Below are 21,098 nucleotides of genomic sequence, written 5' to 3'. Positions count from 1 at the left end.
AAGACTGAGCCTGACGGCAGATTCAGCCTGGCAGTTCAGCAACTTGGCGAGCTTGGGAGGGGTTGCCTGGTTCAACCATAAACGTTTGCACTCATCGATCGGCTATATTCCGCCTGCTGAGGGATGGAAGTTCACGACGGAGGGTTTTGGGCGAACATGCTCAAAATTTTCAACACCCGTTCAGTTGTCCAGTCGCGCTAAAAAGGAATAACAAAACCGACCCCAAGGAGCCGGTCTTCCATTGTCTTGAACCTGATCAGTAAGTAACCGCCAAACCTGGCAAATCCACGGTGACCTGCATGGAACCGACCGCTTGCAAACAATGGCGTGCAAACTCCTGGGCGCGTTCTTCGTCTTGCGTCAGCAAGGTATAACCCAGGGCATCGGCAACACCCATGATTTTATCGAGCAGCAGCACTTTGCCGCTGGCCCGCATGGGTTCACAGCCCAGTTCCTGCCAGGTGCGATCAAACCAATCACGAGATTGTTTGCCGCTTTCAGGATCGATGGTTTGTATTGGAGTGACCAGCTCTATGTGCTGGCGAGGACTAAAGATCACAAGCACCATAGCGCTCATAGACGATCTCCGAAAAAATTGGATCAACTGTGGAGCTTAAGCAAAGAAGGCCTGCCAAATTGTCGGCAGGCCGACATTTCAGACCCTACCAGGAACTGTCTGCCGGCTCCCACATTACCGGAACCCCCGTGTTGTTGGCCTGACGCAGCATATCGAGCAAGGGGTAAGCCCGCTGGCCAAAACTGACGGCCTGGGACATCGGATGCTCCTTGTCCTCGTCTTCGTCCTCGTGGGGCGAGTGCTTGTTTTCCCGGTCTTGCCCGATCGCTCGCTCAATATTGCCAATGGCTTCGGACAACTGCTCGGGCGTGAAGACGCCACGCTCGGGCAAACCATCGGGATAGGAGCGCCCTGCGGCCCGGAGAATAGGCATGGCATGTTCAGAGAACATCAGAACATCGGCGGCGGCTTTGCTTTTAAAGACGACTAGCATACGGTTTCTCCTTATGGATCTTTGTGTTTCCGATTCGACTTTCAGGATACACACCCCTGCAAGATAGCAGGATTTTCCCCCTCTTGGAGAGTCCTTCATGCCTGTCGCTGCGCTGTACTGCTTAATCCCGCTTTTGATCCTGGCGCCGTCTCCGGTCTGGTCACACGGCTCACTGGAATGCTCCTTGCCCCCGACCCCCACACGCTGCGCACCGGCGGCTGCCCTGGGGGACCTGCCCGAGCCTGCGCCGGATATGGGTTTGCTCAATCCGGTAGACCTGCTGGGCGGACGCAAACAACAAAGCGATATCGATCTGCCCCTCAGCCAGGCATGGCCATTGCTCCAGCTACAGCGTCACTGGAACGGGCAGGGACGCAATCCCACGCCTACACTCGGTTCAACAGGCTGGGCCTTGAACTACGATCTGCGCATCCGGCAGCAAGGCCATGCCTTATTTATGCCCGATGGGCGACAGACCCGCTTATACCCACCGGCCCGGGCACAAGGCGCCGCTTGGCTCTGGCAAGGCCCCAATGGCTTGGCCCTGCGTTTTAATGAACAGGGCTGGTTGATCCAGGTACGTATCGGCAGCCGGCAATGGCTGGATATAGAGCGCTTTACGGCCAGCCATCCGCGGGCGCACGCTGTGCAGACCGTGCGTAACCATCTAGGACAAACACTGGTATTTGACTGGCAAGCCCCGGCGCAGAAACCGGACTCGTCACCAGAGCGGGCGCAAAACCAGACAGCCATCCAGGCCCCCACCACATCAAGTGCCACCGTCATCCATATTCAGACGCCAGCCGGCCCCTTTCACTGGTTTCTGGAGCAAGGCGATCTGCAGATCTGGCTGGCCAAGGTCAGCCGCCCCGACGGCATGCAACGCCTCTACCATCCCACGCCGGGGAGACATGACTTGGGAGGCAGCAGCCTGCAGGCGCCCGGACAAGCCCCGCACCAGATGCAGCATTGGGAGTATGACGCCCAGGGCCGTATCCGTCGCCTGATCTCCTACGCTTTCGAGCAGGAATGGACGGCCACCCATGAGCCAGGCATCAGTAAATGGTTCATCGGCGCGGAGCAGCATCATTTCCACTATCGCGACTATCAAGGCCAACGGCGACTGCAAACCCTGGAAAGCCGCTTGTGCGAATCCTGCCCGACCCATCGCACGCACTGGCAGTACGACCCGCAGGGGCGCTGGCTGCAGGCCGGCCCGTGGTCGGCACGGCGTCGTGCAAATGGAACGCTGTCACAGTTAGAGCAGGATCAGGGCGGCTGGGGGATGCTGCGCCTGGGGCTGGATGAGAAAGGACGTTTAACACAGTGGGCGAGCAGCCTGCACGGCAGTCAAATGCGCTACTGGAACGCGAGTGGCAAGCTCACGCGTATTGACTACGCCCAAGAGGGTTCGCTGGATATTCAATACGATCAACAGGGGCGATTAAGCCGTCTTGAGCACCGGCAAGGCCAGGACACGGAGCGCAGCGAACTGGACTGGCTGGGCCCGGGGGCGCTGCGCATTCGTCACCCCACTGAAACGCAATGGCTCACTTTGCGCGCCGGTCTGCTGAGGGAGCGTCGTCTGGAACGGGCACATAGCCCCGGCCAGATCTGGATCGAACGCTTTGAGTACGACAAGCAAGGCCGGCTCACACACCACACCTTGCCCGAAGGAGGGCAACTTCGCTACCGCTGGGATGCGCAGGGACGTTTGCAATCGCTGCAATGGATCGGGCAATCCGGGCAGGCACAAACTGTGATTCGCGCCCAGGAGACCGGCTACGCCTGGGGCAACGGCCTGCACTTGATCAGCCATGCGAACAGCACCGGGCAGACGGTGGATGCCATGCTTTTGCAGGCCGATGGCCAAGCGGTCTGGACCCAGGCCCGCCGTCTGGATGAGCAAGGCAATGTGCTGGAAGAGCGTCATGAGTACCCGCTGCTGCAACACACGCGTCACTGGAATCTGCACTATGACGCTCAACGCCGTTTGATCGCGTTGCGGCAGGGCACGACAGAACCGGCGCAATGGCTGGCCTGGAACCCGGACGGCTCACTTGCGGCGCGCACACCGCAAGCCGTTACGCCGATTGGACGCATGCCCAGCGGAACCCCAACCACAGTCGGCACCATGCGCCTGGACTACGGCCCCAACCGCCGCTTGCGGCGTGTACATACCGCCGAGGCCACGCTGGTCCAGTACCGGCATGACGCCTTTGGTCAACGTATCTGGCGCAAACAAGGTCATCAGGAACGCGCCTTTTTCTTTCATGGCCAGCAGTTGATGGCCGAGCTGGATTTGCCCGCCGCGCCTGGCCTGCGCCTATCCCGACGCTACCTGTACGCGGGCCTCACACCGGTAGGCATGATTGTTTACCAGCCCGACGGGCAAGGGCGCTTGTACTACCTGCATGGCGATCTGATGGGAGCGGTGCGGCTGATTAGCGATCAGCATGCCAAACTGGTCTGGGGCGCAGACCTGAACCCCTTGGGGCAAGCCGAGATTTTGCGGGAGGACCTGGAATTCAATCTGCGCCTGCCAGGGCACTATGCCGAGTCCGCAACAGGCTGGCATGACAACCTGTTGCGGACCTATTTGCCCGATCATGGCCACTATCTGGAAGCGGACCCGCTGGGGCCTTGGCCCCAGAGCCAGGCCGTGGGCTACGCCCACCAGCAGCCCTTGCGTCATATCGATCCCACCGGCCTGCTGCTGTTCGCGTTTGATGGCACAAGGCAGGCGCCCATCACCACTAGCAATGTGTGGAAACTGTCGCAGTTGTATCAGGATGGAGCCGTGCACTACAGCGACGGCCCCGGCAATCCTTTGACTGTCGATCTGGATGCGCTGACTGCCTGGCGGGCGGGTCGCATTCTGGAATCACAATGGAAGCACTTTCTGAACCGCATGCAGGAGCGGGGGCCTGCGGCTGTTGCTGAGCCGGTAGACCTGCTGGGTTTTTCACGCGGGGCTGCACTGGCACGCGACTTTTCCAATCGCATTATGGATCACCTCCATCAAGGCTGGTTTGTCTTGAATGACCCGCAGCGCGGTGCCATCCGGGCCTGTATCACCCCCCGATTTTTGGGCCTTTTTGATACCGTGGCGCAGTTTGGGCTGGGGGGCTGGAGCAACACCCACTATCGACTGGGTGTGTCGGACGCCTGGAACTGGGTCGCCCATGCCGTGGCCATGCACGAGCACCGACTGCTCTTTCCCTTAAGCGGCCTGGCCCAGGCCATGAACACCGTGGAGATGCCCTTTATCGGTGCTCATAGCCAAATTGGCGGCGGTGTGCTGCCCGATGACAGGACCGCCGTCAGCGACCTGGACAAAGTGGCTCTGGCCTGGATGCATTGGCAAGCCACGGCAGCCGGTTTGACGCTGGCCGAATTGCCTCAAACGGATCTACAGGTCAGGCACCCTATCGTGCAAGACATGCGGCCACCCGGCCTGCGCCTGACCACGCATGGTGTCCGGCGCATTGACTACCATGGCCATGGTCAGGACCTGCTGTATCAGGACTCCCATCCTGCCCTGGGCCGGGACGTGCGCAAAAGCATGGAGCGTCTGCTCACGCGCTTTGATGACTGGCGCGTGCGCGGCGGCAATCAGGTGGCCTGGGTAGACATGGACGCTTACGATACGTGGTTACAGAACCACCTGGGATGGGAGCGCTAGGCTTCTTGAAAAGAATTTGGTGTCAAATCACGCTATCATGTGGGGCTATCCGGCGGGCCGATGCCGCGCCTTCCATCCGGGGCCTGACCAACTCGTCCCGGTTGTCTTTCTACCAATCCAGACCTTTCCTATGCTTGCTGAGCAACAATCTCAATTAATCGCCTGCCTTCAGGCTGCCGTCCGTGCCATCTTGCCCCAGGCTGAGCCGACCATTACGCTAGAGCGCCCCAAAGTGGCCGCGCACGGTGATGCCGCCTGCAATATTGCCATGCAACTGGCCAAACCGGCCGGGCGCAACCCGCGCGAGCTGGCTCAGCAAATCGTCGATACCCTGATGGCCGATCCGAACGCCGCCGCCTTGCTGGCTGGCGCGGAAATTGCTGGCCCAGGCTTTATCAACTTCCGTCTGTCCACCGCCACCCATCAGGCCGTCCTGCACGCCATCGCCGAGCAGGGTGAGCATTTCGGTCACGCCGCGCCCACCCATGAAAAACTGATGGTGGAGTTCGTGTCGGCCAATCCTACCGGCCCCCTGCACGTCGGTCATGCCCGTCAAGCCGCCCTGGGTGACTCACTGTGTCGCGTGTTCAGCTCGCAAGGCTATGACGTGACACGGGAGTTCTACTACAACGACGCTGGCAACCAGATCGACAATCTGACCACCAGCGTACAGGCCCGTGCGCGGGGCATTGAACCCGACAGCGAGCAGTTTCCCGCTGATGGCTACAAGGGTGACTACATTCTGGATATCGCCCGCGATTACCAGGCTGGTGCAACGGTTCAGGCCGCTGATGGCAAGTCTGTCACGGCCAGCGGTGATCTGGACAATCTGGAAGACATCCGTCGCTTTGCTGTGGCCTATTTGCGCCGTGAGCAAGACTTGGACCTGCAAGCCTTTGGTCTGAAGTTTGACAATTTCTACCTGGAAAGCTCGCTGTACACCTCCGGCAAGGTTGAGAAAACCGTGCAGGCCCTGATCGACGCCGGTCACACCTACGAGCTGGACGGCGCGCTATGGCTGCGCACCACCGAACTGGGGACAGGGGACGATAAAGACCGCGTAATGCGCAAGTCCGAAGGCGGCTATACCTACTTCGTCCCCGATGTGGCCTACCACGTGACCAAATGGGAGCGCGGCTTTCACCACGTAATCAATATCCAGGGCACCGACCATCATGGCACCATCGCCCGGGTGCGCGCCGGCCTGCAAGGGCTGGGACTGGGTATCCCCAAGGAATTTCCAGCCTATATTCTGCACAAGATGGTGAAAGTCGTGCGCAATGGCCAGGAAGTGAAAATCTCCAAACGTGCCGGCAGTTACGTCACCTTGCGTGATCTGATCGAATGGGTGGGCCAGGATGCCGTGCGTTTCTTCCTGATCCAGCGTCGTGCCGACTCCGAATTCGTATTCGATATCGATCTGGCCTTGTCCAAGAGCGAAGAAAACCCGGTCTATTACATCCAGTACGCTCATGCCCGCATCAACTCCGTGTTGAACCAGTCGGCAGAGCTGCTCGATCAGGTACCGGGGGCCGACATCACGCCCCTGACCGCCCCCACCGAGATTGCCTTGCTGCAACGCCTGTCCGAATACCCCGCCGTGCTGGCCCAGTCCGCCCGCGAACTGGCACCTCATCACATTGCGTTCTGGCTGCGCGACTGCGCCGCGGACTTCCACTCCTGGTACAACGCCGAGCGCGTGTCGGTAGACGACACTGCCTTGCGTCTGGCTCGCCTTCGTCTGGCCCAGGCCTGCGCCCAGGTCATCCGCAATGGTCTGAACCTGCTGGGTGTATCGGCACCTGAACGTATGTAAACCCATAGGCAGATATGGCAAGAGCACGAAAAAAATCCGGCAGTTCCGGCGGTACGTATACCGGCATTCTGATTGGCCTGATTCTGGGCCTGGGCGCCGCAGTGGCGGTGGCCCTGTTTGTCACCAAAGTGCCCATGCCCTTTGTCGACAAGGCCAGTCGGGACAAACCTACCGTTGCCTTGCCTGAAGGGCGGGATTTACTGGACCCGAACCGGGATCTGTATGGCAGCTCCAGCGGGCAGACGCCGCCACCGGGCGGCACGATTCCCGGCTTGACCCTGCCTCCCGTCAATTTGCCCAATGTGCCCAAACCCGCTGCGCCCGATGCCTTGGGCGACCTGATTGCGACCTTGCCTTCCATAGGGTCCGAGTCTGCCGGCCAGCCTGAGGCACGCCGGACACCGGCGCCAACGGTGGCCGCTCCGGCAGTCACACCGTCCGCGCCAAGCGCCCCGGCACCGGCTGCCAGCAAACCGGCCGCACCAGCACCGGCCGCCCCCCCTGCGGCCGCCAAGCCCGCCACGACCTCGACCCCTTATTACCTGCAGGCGGGCGCATTTCGCAACACAGCCGATGCAGAAGCCATGAAGGCCCGCCTGCTGATGCTGGGCTTTAATGCGTCCGTGCAAAGTGCTCAGGTCAATGGCGGGACGGTAAACCGGGTACGCCTGGGGCCCTTCAAGGGCATAGACGAAATGAACCGGGCACGCAGCCGGCTGGCCGAGGAAAAAATTGACACCTCCGTCGTACGGCCCTGAGCCCTTAACGATGAAAACGGGCCCGAGGTGAACTTTTCCTCCCTTGCACAGGTCATAGACCTCATCTTCCCCCTTAAGGAAATTGATTCATGAAGCTGAACGCATTGTTTGTACGATCCCTGGTCGGTGCCAGTCTGTTGGCCGGGGCAAGCTTGCTGCCCACCACCAGCGCGCTGGCTCAACAAGCCAACCAAGGCTACGTTACCCTGCCTGCGGCTCAGCCCTCGGACAGCGTCGGCAAAACCGAAGTGCTGGAGTTTTTCTCCTACAGCTGCCCACATTGCGCCATCCTCGAACCCAAGGTTGAAGCCTGGGCCAAGACCCTGCCTGACAATGTCGTGCTGCGCCGTGTGCCGGTTGCCTTCAATGCCGGCATGACCGACCTGCAAAAGCTCTACTACACCCTGGAGGCCATGGACCGCCTGGACCTGCACCCCAAGGTGTTTGATGCGATTCACCAAAAACGTGAACGCATCTTCGATGCCAAAACCATCTCGGCCTGGGTGGCCAAGCAAGGTGTGGACAAGGATCGCTTCGAGCAGACCTTCAACTCCTTTGGCGTCCAGACCAAGGCCAACAAAGCCAATGAACTGTCCAATACCTACCAGATTCAGGGCACACCTAGCCTGGCTGTGGGGGGCAAATTCGTGACGTCGCCTTCCTTGGCCAATGGCTACGACGAAAGCATCACCAAGGCCCAGGAGCTGGTGAAAATGGTCACCAGCCGCTAATCAGCACGCTGGGCACGCCATAGCAGCAACGGCCCTCAAGACGGAATACATTCCGATCTTGAGGGCCGTTGCCGTTTTTATCGCTGTGACCGCGGGTCTGGCCATACCGCGTCCATAAGCCGCCACGGCGCTGACCGCCATTTGTCCGAGAAGTCGGCCGCCCCATGCACGCAACGTCCCACCCAGCGGACGCGCCTGTCTGCTTTATCCCGTGTCAGCTAGCCTCAACCCTGCGCGGCCTGCTCAAAAGCCTGCGTCAGATCCGCGCACAAATCCTTGGGCGACTCCAGCCCAATATGCAAACGCACCAAACTGTCCTGACTGTGTTCCCAGTACGTGTGGCCGCTCAGGAATGCCGTATCCACCAGTTGCACCAGACTTTCAAAGCCGCCCCAGGAAAAGCCGATACCGAACAATGTCAGGGCATCCACAAACACACGCGCCTGCACAGGGTTCAGTGCCAGTTGGACCGACAACATCCCGTTGGAGCCCGTACAGTCTCGCTGCCACAAAGCATGGCCGGGGTCGTGAGGCCAGGCAGGGTGATAGATCCGAGTGACTTCAGGACGACTGTCAAGAAACTGGCACACGGCCAGCGCATTGGCAGCACTTTCACGCATGCGGATGGGCAGGGTGCGCGCGCCCCGCAAGGCCAGCCAGGCATCGTCCGCACTGATGGAAAACCCCAGAGCATAATGGTTGTCGTGCAAGCGCTTGTTCAGTTGCGGATCGGCCGACATGACCGCGCCCAGCATCAGGTCGGAGTGACCTGCCACATACTTGGTTCCCGCCACGATGGAGACATCAAAGCCCAACGCCAGCGGACGGTAGATATAACCCGAGCCCCACGTATTGTCCGTGACCAGCAACAAATTGTGCTGGCGTCCAAACGCGGCCAAGGCGGGCATATCCAGCATCTGCATGAGCAGGGAACCAGGCGATTCCACGTACACCATGCGGGTGTTGGCTTGCAGATGGCGTTCCATTTCCTCAGGGGTCGGCGCGCAGAACGTGGCCTGTATGCCCATGCGACGCAGCACCGTCTTTTCCAGATAGCGGACCGGACCATAGGCGCTGTCCGCAATCAGCACATGATCGCCCGAATCCAGCAAGGCCAGCAAAGCCAGGGTAATGGCCGCCATGCCCGAGGGCGCCAGCAAGGCCTGGGTGGCAGACTCAAGCTGACAGAACACCTGCTCCAGGGCGGCGTGGGTATCCATGCCCGAGCGCCCATAGGTGACCGAGCGTTTTTCTGGATCGGCCTTGTCAGCCTGAGCGCGGTCCAAAGCATCCAGATTGCGAAAGCGCACCGTACTGGTGCGCATGATCGGTACGGCCACCGGCGCCGCATCCGTGTGCGGATCGAACGGTGCCAGACCAGTATGTTGCAGGGCGGTGTCCAGGTCGAGATCAGAACTCATAGTGTCGGCAGGCGGTAGCAAGAAAAACTCTACGCTACCACAGGCCGACAGAGCGGGTCGCCCCTGCTTTCAATCACTATATTGCCGGTCCTTATTAAGGAGCGGACTCGTTCTTCATGTGCGCTGGAAGCGGTACACCCCGTCCTCGCCCATCTGGCGACACAAACGGCCGTCAAAGTACAAGGCGTGCAAGTGAGCAATGGCCTCGCCCATGGCAAAAGTCATCTGATGCGAATCGAGCTTGCGATGAAACAGCACCGGCAAGATGTCGGCTGCCGTACAGGGCTGGTCACACGCTTGCAGGACCTCTTCCAGTCGCTCGGCATGATGTTCCTGCTGCTGACGAATGCGCTCATGCATGCCACGGAAAGGTTTGCCATGTGAGGGCAGCACCAGGGTATCCGCGGCCAGATCCTGATAAGACAGCAAGGAATTCAGGTACAAGGGCAAAGGATTGGCAAAGGGCTCGGTATCGAACACGCTGATATTGGTGGAGATACGCGGCAAGAGCATGTCACCGGAAATCAGCACCTTCAGCGCTTCGCAGTACAAGGACATATGCTCGGGCGCATGGCCGTAACCCACGATCAAACGCCAGGGGCGACCGGCGATCACCACACGCTGACCATCCATCAAGCGCACAAAACGCTCGGGCACTGAAGGCACCATCGAAGGGTAGTAATCGCCCCGGCTGCGAATCTGCTCACGGGCTTTCTCATCTTGCAGACCGTGACGGACAAAATGCGCCTCTGCCGCCACACCATTCGGGCCGCCCGCTTCCGCACCCGTCTGTCGTCCACCCGCACCCGACCACAAGCGAGCCGTGGCGTAATCGGTCATGCTGATCCACAAAGGAGCATTCCAACGCTGGCATAACCAGTCGGCCAAGCCAATGTGGTCAGGGTGCATATGAGTCACGATCACGCGCAGGACAGGCAAACCGTCCAGTTCATGCTGAAAAACCTGTTCCCACAGCGCGCGCACTTCAGGGCGGGCGACACCACAGTCCACAATAGTCCAACCGTCGCGACCCTCGATCTGGTCGCGCAACAGCCACAGATTGATGTGATCCAGCGCAAAGGGCAAAGGCATGCGCAACCATCGCACCCCCGGTGCGACCTCCAGGCTGCCACCCGGTGGGGGCAGGGTATCTGCCCAGGGATAATTCAATTTTTGTTCGTTAGGATTCATGCTCACTCCAATGAATAGCTCTTGCAAGACGTAAGGGCTGTCCATACTAAAAGGCTAGGGCCTGTTAAGCGTAAAAGAAGCCTCACAGACCCTGGTTCGCACCCTGGCTCTATGGCATGATAGTTTACGTTTACGTAAATCACACTAAAAATGACAACGACAACCTGGACAATATCGGATCTGGCGCATGAGTTCGGCATTACGCCCCGAACCCTGCGTTTCTATGAAGACCAAGGAATCTTGAGCCCGCTGCGCCAAGGTACCCAGCGCATTTATCAGCCCCGCGATCGTGCCCGCCTGAAGCTGGCCCTGCGCGGCAAACGGCTGGGACTGCAGTTATCGGAGATCCTGCGGCTGATCAATATGTATGAATCCCCGATGGACACCGCTTCGCAGCTTAAGCATTATCAGGAAGTGCTAAACGAGCATCGCCTGCGCCTGGAGCGGCAGCGGCAGGACCTGGATCAGACCTTGCAGGAAATTCAGGATCAGCTCGACATCTGTCACACCATGAGTGAACAGTTAAAGCAGGAATCCCGATAAGGGAAAACCCATATATATGACGTTTACGTAAACGTAATATAAATAGGATTCTACAACCCATTTATTTCCACGGAGTGTCTCATGAGCCTGCCCGGCCTGAATTTCGATCTTGGCTCCGACCTGGACATGCTGCGCGACGCTGTCGCCGACTTCTCCCAGGCCGAAATTGCCCCCTTAGCGGCTCAACTGGATCACGATGACCAGTTCCCCATGCACTTGTGGAAGAAGTTCGGTGAGATGGGTTTGCTGGGCATGACCGTCAGCGAAGAATACGGTGGTGCGAACCTGGGTTATCTGGCCCACATGATCGCGATGGAGGAAATCTCCCGTGCCAGCGCCTCGGTAGCCCTGTCCTACGGCGCGCACTCCAACCTCTGTGTGAACCAGATCAACCGCAACGGGACAGAAGCCCAGAAGCAGAAATACCTGCCCAAACTGATCAGCGGCGAGCATATCGGTGCCCTGGCCATGAGTGAGCCCGGTGCTGGTTCGGACGTGGTCAGCATGAAGCTGCGCGCCGAAAAGAAAGGCGATCGCTACGTGCTCAATGGCTCCAAAATGTGGATTACCAACGGTCCGGACGCTGACACCCTGGTGGTGTACGCCAAAACGGACCCGCAAGCCGGCGCACGCGGCATTACCGCCTTTCTGATCGAAAAGGATTTTGCCGGTTTTTCCGTCGCCCAGAAGCTGGACAAACTAGGCATGCGCGGCAGCCACACGGGCGAACTGGTGTTCCAGGACTGTGAAGTGCCTGAAGAAAACGTGTTGGGCCAGCTCAATGGCGGCGTCAAAGTGCTGATGTCCGGCCTGGACTACGAACGCGCCGTACTGGCCGGTGGCCCGCTGGGCATCATGCAAGCCGTCATGGACGTCGTCATTCCCTACATCCACGACCGCAAGCAGTTCGGCCAGGCCATTGGCGAATTTCAACTGATTCAAGGCAAGGTGGCCGATATGTACACCACCCTTCAAGCCAGCCGCGCCCTGTGCTATGCCGTGGGCAAGAACCTGGATCGTCTGGGCGCCGCTCACGTGCGCTCCGTGCGTAAAGACTGCGCGGCCGCCATCCTGTACAGCGCTGAAAAAGCCACCTGGATGGCCGGCGAAGGCATCCAGATTCTGGGCGGCAACGGCTACATCAACGAATTCCCCACAGGCCGCCTGTGGCGCGATGCCAAGCTGTACGAGATCGGCGCGGGCACCAGTGAAATCCGCCGCATGCTGATTGGCCGCGAACTGTTCGCTGAAACCGCCTAAAAAGGCAGAGGCATGTCCAACCCTGATTTTGGCGAAACCACGGTCATCACTCCGGTTCAAAAACCGGCGATGACCGCGACCCAGGTCGCTCAGGCCATGCTGGATGGTTTCAATCGCCACTATGCGCTGTTTCGCTATAGCGCCCAGCGCGCCAAGTCCTTGTACGAATCGGGGGACTGGCATGGCATCCAGCAACTGTCCCGTGAGCGTATCGAGTATTACGCCACGCGAGTGCGCGAGTGCGCGGCCATGCTCAGCCAGAATCTGCGTCTGCATCAACCGACACCGTCGGCACCGGCCCACCTGGACGAGGCCCAGCAGCAATTGTGGCTACAGGCCAAGGCAGAGTTTGTACGCCTGCTCTCGGGTCACCGACAGCCGGAATGCGCCGAGACGTTCTTTAACTCCGTCTCCTGCCGCGTCTTGCATCGGCACTACTTTCGCAACGAATTCATTTTCGTGCGCCCAGCCGTTGCCACGGATTATCTGGACGGCGCGCTGCCTTCGTATCGGGTCTATTACCCCACCGAAGAAGGTCTGGAAGCCAGTCTAACCAGTATGCTGGCCGACTTCGGTCTGGCCGCCCCCTTTGCCGACCTGCCACGCGATGTGCGCACGCTGGCTCGCATGGCGGTGCGTCAGCTGTGTCGCCGTCTGCCACGGGGCTATGGTTCGCGCATTGGCTCAGACTGCCAGATTCAGGTGCTGAACTCCCTGTTCTTTCGCAACAAGGGGGCCTATGTGGTGGGCCGCCTGATCAATCAAGGCGAAGTGCTGCCTTTTTCGCTGGCCATTTTGCATCGCCCCTCCGGACATTTGTACATCGACGCCTTGCTGCACACCACGGACGACCTGTCCACGCTGTTCAGCTTTACGCGCGCCTACTTCCTGGTCGATATGGAAGCCCCGTCGGCCTATGTGGACTTCCTGTCCAGCCTGCTGCCACGCAAGCCCAAGGCCGAGCTTTATACCGCCATCGGTCTGCAAAAGCAGGGCAAGACGCTGTTCTACCGCGACTTTCTGCACCACCTGTCGCACTCGCACGATCACTTTGATCTGGCTCCCGGTATTGCCGGTATGGTGATGACCGTCTTTACGCTGCCGTCTTACCCTTATGTCTTCAAGCTGATTCGCGACCACATTCAAAAGCAGGGCATGGATCATGCCACGGTGCGCAGCAAATACCAGCTGGTCAAAAAGCATGATCGTGTCGGGCGCATGGCTGACACCTGGGATTACGCGCAGGTTGCCTTGCCCAAGGCCCGCTTTTCACAAGCCTTGCTGGAAGAGTTGCGGCGCGAAGTGCCCAGCCTGCTGGAAGAGTCCGAAGACACCATCTTGCTGCGCCACGTCTATATCGAACGGCGCATGACTCCCCTGAACCTGTACCTGAACAAGGCCAGCGATCCCGCCCTGAACGCCGCTGTCGACCAGTACGGCAAGGCAATCCGCGAGCTGGCGGCCGCCGACATTTTCCCCGGCGACATGTTGTTCAAGAACTTTGGGGTGACCCGTCTGGGCCGCGTCGTCTTTTATGACTACGACGAAATCCAGCATATGCGCGAGATGAATTTCCGCGCCATTCCGCCCGCACCGAACGAAGAAGCCGAAATGGCGAGCGAACCTTGGTATCCGATTGGCCCAAACGATGTATTTCCCGAAGAATTCGGCTACTTTCTATTGACCGACCCACGCATTCGCAAAGCCTTCATGGCCCACCATGCAGAATTGCTGGAGCCTGAATGGTGGTCTCAATGTCGCTTGCGGGTAACGCAAGGTCGGATCGAAAATATTTTTCCGTATAACAAAGATCGGCAGCTGCACGAGTTTGCCAAGCGCGCACCGGTCTCCTCTTTGCAACCAGGAGTCTTTCATGACTAATTCCGTTGTCATCGTCTCGATCGCCCGCACCCCGATGGGCGGCATGATGGGTAGTCTGTCCGATCTGGCCGCTCACGAACTGGGCGCGGTCGCCATCAAGGCGGCCGTGGAGCGCTCGGGCATCCAGGCCGACCAGATCGACGAAGTGATCATGGGTAACGTGCTGCAAGCTGGTCAGGGCCAGGCCCCTGCGCGCCAGGCGGCCCTGGGGGCCGGTCTGCCCCAGGGCGTGGCTTGCACCACCATCCACAAGGTTTGCGGTTCCGGCCTGAAAGCGGCCATGTTTGCCCACGACCTGCTCAAGGCTGGCAGCGTGGACGTCGTCGTGGCTGGGGGCCAGGAAAGCATGAGCAATGCCCCTTATCTGCTGCTCAAGGGCCGCCAGGGCTACCGCTACGGCCATTCCACCGTGTATGACCATATGGCCATGGATGGACTGGAAGACGCGTACAGCCGTGGTACCGCCATGGGTGTGTTTGCGGAAGACTGCGCCAGCAAGTACGAGTTCAGCCGCGAAGAGCAGGATGCCTATGCACTGGAATCGCTGCGCCGCGCTCGTCAGGCCAGCGAAGACGGCAGTTTTGACTGGGAAATCGCTCCGGTAACGATTGCGGGCCGCAAAGGCGATGTAGTCATTGCCAAGGACGAGGCCCCCACCAAAGCCATGCCCGAAAAGATCCCCACGCTGCGTCCCGCCTTCAAAAAAGATGGCACGATTACCGCGGCCAACGCCTCGTCCATTTCGGACGGTGCCGCCGCCATGGTGATCACCACCGAAGAGAAAGCCAAGGAACTGGGCGCCACGCCACTGGCGCGTATTGTGGCTCACACCCAGCACGCTCAGGAGCCCGCCTGGTTCACGACTGCACCCGTAGCCGCCATCCAGAAGCTGCTGGATAAAACCGGCTGGAGCGTGGCTGATGTAGATCTGTTCGAGATCAACGAAGCCTTTGCCGTGGTCACCATGGCCGCCATGAAAGAGCTGAACATCCCGCACGACAAGGTCAATATCCACGGTGGCGCCACGGCCCTGGGTCACCCCATCGGGGCATCGGGTGCGCGCCTGCTGGCCACCCTGATTGGCGCCCTGCGTAAAACAGGCGGCAAGCGCGGCATTGCCTCGCTGTGCATTGGCGGCGGCGAAGCCGTCGCGCTGGCCGTCGAGCTGGTCTAAAGCAAGCTCATCAGCCGGGCTGCGGCCCGGCTGATTTTATGGGCTTTTCTCTGTTCTCTTTCCAGGCACGCCATGTCAGTTATTGAATCCCGCATCAATCCGCGTTCCCAAGACTTTCAGGACAACGCCTCGATCATGCAGGCCCTGATCCTTGATCTGCGCCAAAAGCTACAGAAAACCGCCTTGGGTGGGTCCGAATCCGCCCGGCAACGCCATGTGGGACGCGGCAAGCTGCTGCCGCGCGAACGCGTCGAACGTCTGCTTGATCCCGGTACGCCTTTTCTGGAGCTCTCGCCTCTGGCTGCCCAGGATGTCTATAACAACGAGTCTCCTGGCGCGGGCATCATCACGGGCATTGGCCGCATTGCCGGCATTGAATGCGTGGTGGTCTGCAACGACGCTACGGTCAAGGGCGGGACCTACTATCCGCTGACTGTGAAGAAGCATTTGCGTGCCCAGGAAATTGCCCAACAGAACAATCTGCCTTGCGTATATCTGGTGGACTCGGGCGGGGCCAACCTGCCCAATCAGGAAGACGTATTCCCGGATCGGGACCACTTTGGCCGCATCTTCTACAACCAGGCCAATATGTCGGCCCAAGGCATTGCGCAGATTGCTGTCGTGATGGGTTCATGTACCGCTGGCGGTGCCTACGTGCCGGCCATGAGCGATGAGTCCATCATCGTGCGCGACCAGGGCACCATCTTCCTGGGTGGGCCGCCACTGGTCAAAGCCGCAACCGGTGAAGAAGTCAGCGCCGAAGACCTGGGTGGTGGCGATGTGCACACCCGTCTGTCCGGCGTGGCCGACCATCTGGCCGAGAACGATCTGCATGCGCTGGAACTGGCACGCCGCTGTGTCGGCCGCCTGAACCGCGAGAAAAAACTACCCTGGCCGCTGAAAGAAGTGCGCGAACCGCGCTACGACCCGCAAGAGCTGAACGGCATCATCCCCGCCGATACCCGCAAGCCCTACGATGTGCGCGAAGTGATCGCCCGCATCGTGGATGACTCGGACTTTGATGAATTCAAAGCCCGCTTTGGCACCACGCTGGTGACCGGCTTTGCCCATATCCACGGCATGCCCGTGGGCATCATCGCCAACAACGGCATTCTGTTCTCGGAAGCGGCCCAGAAAGGCGCCCACTTCATTGAACTGTGCTGCCAGCGCAAGACACCTTTGGTGTTCCTGCAGAACATTACCGGCTTCATGGTGGGCCGCAAGTACGAAAACGAAGGGATTGCCCGCCACGGCGCCAAACTGGTCACCGCCGTATCCACGGCTGCCGTACCCAAGTTCACCGTGATTCTGGGCGGCTCTTTCGGTGCCGGTAACTACGGCATGTGTGGCCGTGCCTTCAGCCCGCGCCTGCTGTTTCTCTGGCCCAATGCCCGTATCTCGGTCATGGGTGGTGAGCAGGCTGCCAGCGTACTGGCTACCGTGCGCCGTGATGGACTGGAAGCTCGTGGCCAGACCTGGAGCGCCGAGGAAGAAGAGGCGTTCAAGGCCCCGATCCGCGCCCAGTACGAACATGAAGGCCATCCCTACTACGCCACGGCGCGTCTATGGGATGACGGCATCATCCAACCCTCGGATACCCGGCGCGTTCTGGCCCTGGGCCTGTCCGCCGCCTTGAACGCCCCTATTGAAGACACCCGCTTTGGCGTGTTCCGCATGTAAGACAAGGAGACACTGTGTTTCAGACCCTGCTGATAGCCAATCGCGGTGAAATTGCCTGCCGGGTGGCCGCCACTGCCCGCCGCCTGGGGATGCGTACCGTTGCGGTTTACTCCGACGCGGACGCCGACGCCCAGCACGTCCGTGCTTGTGATCAAGCTGTGCGCATCGGTGGCCCCGAGCCACGCGACAGTTATTTGAAGATCGACGCCATTCTGGAAGCCGCCCGCGCCACTGGCGCGAATGCCATCCACCCTGGCTATGGTTTTCTATCCGAGAACGAGCATTTTGCTCGCGCTTGTGAACAAGCCGGCATTATTTTTGTAGGGCCGCCCGCCCAGGCGATTGCCGCCATGGGCAGCAAATCCGCCGCCAAATCCTTGATGGAAAAAGCCGGTGTGCCGTTGGTGCCCGGTTACCACGGCGACAACCAGGACCCCGACTTCCTGCACCAGCAAGCCGACAATATCGGCTACCCCGTGCTGATCAAGGCCAGTGCCGGTGGTGGCGGCAAAGGCATGCGTATTGTGGAAGAATCCGGCGCATTCCTGGAGGCCTTGCGCTCTTGCCAGCGCGAAGCCGCCAGCAGCTTTAGCGACGACCGCGTGCTGATTGAACGCTACATCACCAAGCCACGCCACATCGAAATCCAAGTCTTTGGTGACCAGCACGGCGAGTACGTGTATCTATTCGAGCGCGATTGCTCGGTGCAGCGCCGTCACCAGAAAGTGATTGAAGAAGCCCCCGCTCCCGGCATGACGCCCGAACGTCGTCAGGCCATGGGGGAGGCCGCCATTGCGGCAGCCCGCGCCGTGAACTACGTCGGTGCTGGCACCGTGGAGTTCATTGCCGAGCAGGACGGACGTTTTTACTTCATGGAAATGAACACCCGCCTGCAGGTGGAACACCCCGTCACCGAACTGATTACGGGCCACGATCTGGTGGAATGGCAATTGCGCGTGGCCGATGGCCAGCCTTTGCCGGCCAAACAAGACGCGCTGAGCATCCATGGACATGCCATCGAAGTGCGGATTTACGCCGAAAACCCCGATAAGGATTTCCTGCCTTCCATCGGTACGCTGCGCAGCCTGCGATACCCTGCCCATGCCTCCTTCACCTGCGGTGAGGTCCGTATCGACAGTGGCGTGCGTGAGGGTAGCGTCATCAGCCCGTTCTACGACCCCATGATTGCCAAGGTCATCACCCATGGTGCGGACCGCGAGCAAGCACGTCGTCGCCTGATTCGCACGCTGGCCGACACTCAGGTGGCGGGTGTACACACCAACAAGACCTTCCTGCAACGTCTGCTGGGCGATGAAGCCTTTGCCCAGGCCGATCTGGACACCGGCCTGATTCCACGCCGTCACGATGCGCTGTTCCCCCGCGATCAGGATGTGCCGGCTTCGGTGCTGGCTTTCGCCGCCTGCGCGGTGCTGACGCACCAGGGCATGGGCGCACCGTCCACCAACACGGACCCCTGGGGCGTCCATGACGGCTGGCGCCTGAGCGGCGATTACGACCAGAAGGTCCATGTGCAACGGGGCGAGCAAGCGCATGAAATCCTGCTGCAGCGTCGTGAAAGCCAGTGGCAGATCACACTGGGCGACGAACAGCATGCCTTGCGCTGGCAGGCTGCCCAAGCCGCCGATCTGGCTGATACCCTGACGCTGCGCTTGTGGCTGGGTCAGACCGAATATCGCGCCCAGGTGCTGCGCGATGGCGAGCATCTGCAAGTGGCCCAGGGGGGTTCGGACTGGACCTTGAGCGTGGTCGATACCCTGGCCAACGCCGGCACCAGCAGCCAGGAAGCGCACGGCGGACGCCTGACTGCCCCCATGCCGGGCAAAATCATTGCCCTGAATGTGGGCGCTGGCGACAGCGTCAAGCAAGGCGATGTGCTGCTGGTCATGGAAGCCATGAAAATGGAGCACTCCATTCAGGCACCCGCTGATGGCATCGTGGCCGAACTGTTCTTTGCCGTGGGCGATCAGGTCGCCGAAGGGGCGGAGCTGGTCACGATGGAGAGCTGAAAACCATCCCCGTTAGGCCCGAGCAAGACGGATTGCCGGGCCGGAAAAATAGGCGTAAAGTCGCACTAACAAGAGCCCCCGTCCAGGGGCTCTTGCCGTTAAGAACGACTCATGACCGCCCAGCCCCTTACCCCTTACTGTGGTCGCTTTGCGCCTAGTCCCAGTGGTCCCTTGCACGAGGGTTCGCTGGTTGCCGCCATGGCCAGCTACCTGGATGCACGCGCCCAGAACGGGCGCTGGTTATTGCGCATTGAAGATATAGACACGCCACGCGTTGTGAAAGGGGCAGACCAGCTCATCATGCAGCAATTGCAAGGCCTGGGCATGCACTGGGACGGCGAGGTGGTTTGGCAAAGTCAGCGTCTGGCCCGTTATCAGGAGGTGTTCGACAGCCTGCGCGAGCAGAATCTGGTTTACGGCTGTGCCTGCACACGCCAGGAAATTCTGGCCGCTTCCCTCCCTGTCAGCCCGGAAGCCACGGACCATCCCTATGCAGGCACCTGCCGACATGGCATTGCCGCAGGCCGCAGCATCCGCGCCTGGCGGCTGCGCGTCCCCAAAGGGGTGGAGAGCTTCACCGATCGCTGGGCCGGGCCGCAGCAGCAAGATGTCGCCCAAGAAGTCGGGGACTACATTATTAAACGCGCCGACAAGCTCTGGGCCTATCAGTTTGTAGTGGTCATTGATGATGCAGACAGCCAGATCACCGATGTGGTACGAGGTGCAGATCTGTTAAGTTCCACGGCACGCCAGCGCGTTCTGCAAGGCATGCTGGGACTGCCTGTCCCGCGCACCTTGCATGTGCCGCTGGCCTGCGACAGCCAAGGCCGCAAGCTCTCCAAACAGAACCATGCCCCGGCCTTCGATCTGGAGCATCCCTTGGAGACACTGCAACGGGTTTGGGCCTTTCTGGGCTTTGCACCTGTTGCGGCTAGCACGCTGGACGCATTCTGGAGCCAGGCTACCCGTGCCTGGGCACAGCGTTTCCCGCTGCCGGACAAGCGTCAAGGTTTCAAATAAACGACAGTTTCTACCCTAACAATCGATTTATGTTTCAATCATGAAGACGCCCGGTCGCACAGGGCGTCTGCCAGAGCAAAACCCGGTAAAAAACGGCCTTGCTGCTCACGGCAGAACCCACCCAAGCCCTGAACACCCCATTTGCCCCCTACCGCAAATCAGCGTAAAGTTTGGTCACTGGTTACCGAAATCACGCAGTTTTTTTAATCACTTAGGACGGCAACCTTATATCCATGTTTGATATCCTGGTTTATCTATTCGAGACGTATTACAACCCCCAGTCCTGTCCCAAGGCGGAGGTTCTGGCCCACAAGCTGGCGGCTATTGGCTTTGAAGACGAGGACATCAACGACGCACTGGGCTGGCTACATGCACTGGGCGAGACCTCGCAACAGTGTCAGCCTACCGCTCAACTCAGCCCCAACAGTCAGCGTATTTTTTCCGAGCACGAACAACATGTGCTGGGCGCTGACGCCATGGGTTTCATCACCTTTTTGCAAAATTCCGGCGCCCTGACCGCCCACCTGCGCGAAATTCTGATTGAAAGCGCTATGGCGGTGGATGAAAGCCCGGTCTCTTTGGACAAAATAAAAATTGTCGCCCTGATGGTTTTGTGGAGCCACGAAGCCGAAATCGATCATCTGATCTTTGAAGAGCTGCTCAGCGACGACTCCACCCGTCAGTCCCATTAAGCGAATACACAGGAACTCGTTTTTATTTGTCGCAACGGCCCCCATCAAAAGAGGCCTTTCCTTCATCTCAAGAACGCAGGCCCGAATTCGATCCCAGATCGGATTCGGGCCTTTTTGATGGTTCTTGCTGTCTTCGAGGGCATCGGCTTGAGCGTCGCTATAAAAGCCCGATGCAAGGACTGATGGCACGTCGGACTGTCTTGATGAAA

General features: G+C 59.7%; 16 protein-coding genes. 12 read left to right on the top strand and 4 right to left on the bottom strand.

Annotated features, from left to right (window positions below):
* Positions 1–256: 256 nt before the first annotated feature.
* Complete coding sequence (locus ACOZ42_RS00670) at positions 257–577, bottom strand: hypothetical protein (protein ID WP_003800530.1); 321 nt, start codon at positions 575–577, stop codon at positions 257–259.
* Between the two features lie 85 nt (positions 578–662).
* Positions 663–1,010, bottom strand: coding sequence for a DUF1840 domain-containing protein (locus ACOZ42_RS00665; RefSeq protein WP_003800531.1), 348 nt, complete (start codon positions 1,008–1,010; stop codon positions 663–665).
* 97 nt (positions 1,011–1,107) lie between these two features.
* Here ACOZ42_RS00665 and ACOZ42_RS00660 point away from each other — a divergent pair, with 97 nt between their 5' ends.
* From ACOZ42_RS00660 to ACOZ42_RS00645, 4 genes are all read left to right on the top strand, one after another.
* Complete coding sequence (locus ACOZ42_RS00660; RefSeq protein WP_415302043.1) at positions 1,108–4,695, top strand: phospholipase effector Tle1 domain-containing protein; 3,588 nt, start codon at positions 1,108–1,110, stop codon at positions 4,693–4,695.
* A 130-nt stretch (positions 4,696–4,825) separates the two neighbouring features.
* Positions 4,826–6,511, top strand: coding sequence for an arginine--tRNA ligase (argS, locus tag ACOZ42_RS00655; protein WP_240209182.1), 1,686 nt, complete (start codon positions 4,826–4,828; stop codon positions 6,509–6,511).
* A 14-nt stretch (positions 6,512–6,525) separates the two neighbouring features.
* A complete protein-coding gene (locus ACOZ42_RS00650; protein WP_003800538.1) occupies positions 6,526–7,269 on the top strand; it encodes an SPOR domain-containing protein in 744 nt (247 codons plus the stop codon).
* An 89-nt stretch (positions 7,270–7,358) separates the two neighbouring features.
* Entirely contained in the window at positions 7,359–8,000 is a 642-nt protein-coding gene (locus ACOZ42_RS00645; RefSeq protein ID WP_003800541.1) for a thiol:disulfide interchange protein DsbA/DsbL, read from the top strand.
* A 224-nt stretch (positions 8,001–8,224) separates the two neighbouring features.
* Here the strand turns inward: ACOZ42_RS00645 and metC are convergent, their stop codons facing one another.
* Together metC and ACOZ42_RS00635 are read right to left on the bottom strand one after the other, a co-directional pair.
* Positions 8,225–9,421 (bottom strand): cystathionine beta-lyase, encoded by a 1,197-nt coding sequence (gene metC, locus ACOZ42_RS00640; protein WP_415302042.1) that lies wholly within the window; start codon positions 9,419–9,421, stop codon positions 8,225–8,227.
* Positions 9,422–9,535: 114 nt separating this feature from the next.
* A complete protein-coding gene (locus ACOZ42_RS00635; protein WP_059318446.1) occupies positions 9,536–10,612 on the bottom strand; it encodes an MBL fold metallo-hydrolase in 1,077 nt (358 codons plus the stop codon).
* 150 nt (positions 10,613–10,762) lie between these two features.
* Here ACOZ42_RS00635 and ACOZ42_RS00630 point away from each other — a divergent pair, with 150 nt between their 5' ends.
* The 8 genes from ACOZ42_RS00630 (at position 10,763) to ACOZ42_RS00595 (ending at position 20,889) form a co-directional block, all read left to right on the top strand.
* Positions 10,763–11,155, top strand: a complete 393-nt coding sequence (locus ACOZ42_RS00630; RefSeq protein WP_003800546.1) for a MerR family transcriptional regulator — start codon at positions 10,763–10,765, stop codon at positions 11,153–11,155.
* Between the two features lie 81 nt (positions 11,156–11,236).
* Positions 11,237–12,415, top strand: coding sequence for an isovaleryl-CoA dehydrogenase (locus ACOZ42_RS00625; RefSeq protein WP_003800548.1), 1,179 nt, complete (start codon positions 11,237–11,239; stop codon positions 12,413–12,415).
* Between the two features lie 69 nt (positions 12,416–12,484).
* Positions 12,485–14,296, top strand: a complete 1,812-nt coding sequence (gene aceK / locus ACOZ42_RS00620; protein ID WP_426345863.1) for a bifunctional isocitrate dehydrogenase kinase/phosphatase — start codon at positions 12,485–12,487, stop codon at positions 14,294–14,296.
* The gene (locus ACOZ42_RS00615; RefSeq protein ID WP_003800551.1) at positions 14,289–15,470 is read left to right on the top strand and encodes an acetyl-CoA C-acyltransferase; all 1,182 of its coding nucleotides are present in this window, start codon (positions 14,289–14,291) and stop codon (positions 15,468–15,470) included. The genes aceK and ACOZ42_RS00615 overlap by 8 nt, the downstream gene beginning before the upstream one ends.
* A 72-nt stretch (positions 15,471–15,542) precedes the next feature.
* The gene (locus ACOZ42_RS00610) at positions 15,543–17,150 is read left to right on the top strand and encodes a carboxyl transferase domain-containing protein (RefSeq protein WP_003800553.1); all 1,608 of its coding nucleotides are present in this window, start codon (positions 15,543–15,545) and stop codon (positions 17,148–17,150) included.
* A gap of 14 nt (positions 17,151–17,164) precedes the next feature.
* Positions 17,165–19,177, top strand: a complete 2,013-nt coding sequence (locus ACOZ42_RS00605; RefSeq protein ID WP_426345426.1) for an acetyl/propionyl/methylcrotonyl-CoA carboxylase subunit alpha — start codon at positions 17,165–17,167, stop codon at positions 19,175–19,177.
* A gap of 111 nt (positions 19,178–19,288) precedes the next feature.
* Positions 19,289–20,197, top strand: coding sequence for a tRNA glutamyl-Q(34) synthetase GluQRS (gene gluQRS / locus ACOZ42_RS00600; protein WP_003800558.1), 909 nt, complete (start codon positions 19,289–19,291; stop codon positions 20,195–20,197).
* A 233-nt stretch (positions 20,198–20,430) separates the two neighbouring features.
* A complete protein-coding gene (locus ACOZ42_RS00595) occupies positions 20,431–20,889 on the top strand; it encodes a DUF494 family protein (protein WP_003800559.1) in 459 nt (152 codons plus the stop codon).
* Positions 20,890–21,098: the final 209 nt, after the last annotated feature.

Origin of the sequence: Alcaligenes sp. HNGD-HTN06 (genome assembly GCF_049932565.1) — a bacterium.
Lineage (GTDB): Bacteria > Pseudomonadota > Gammaproteobacteria > Burkholderiales > Burkholderiaceae_B > Alcaligenes > Alcaligenes ammonioxydans.
This window is presented reverse-complemented; position numbering and strand designations above follow the sequence as displayed.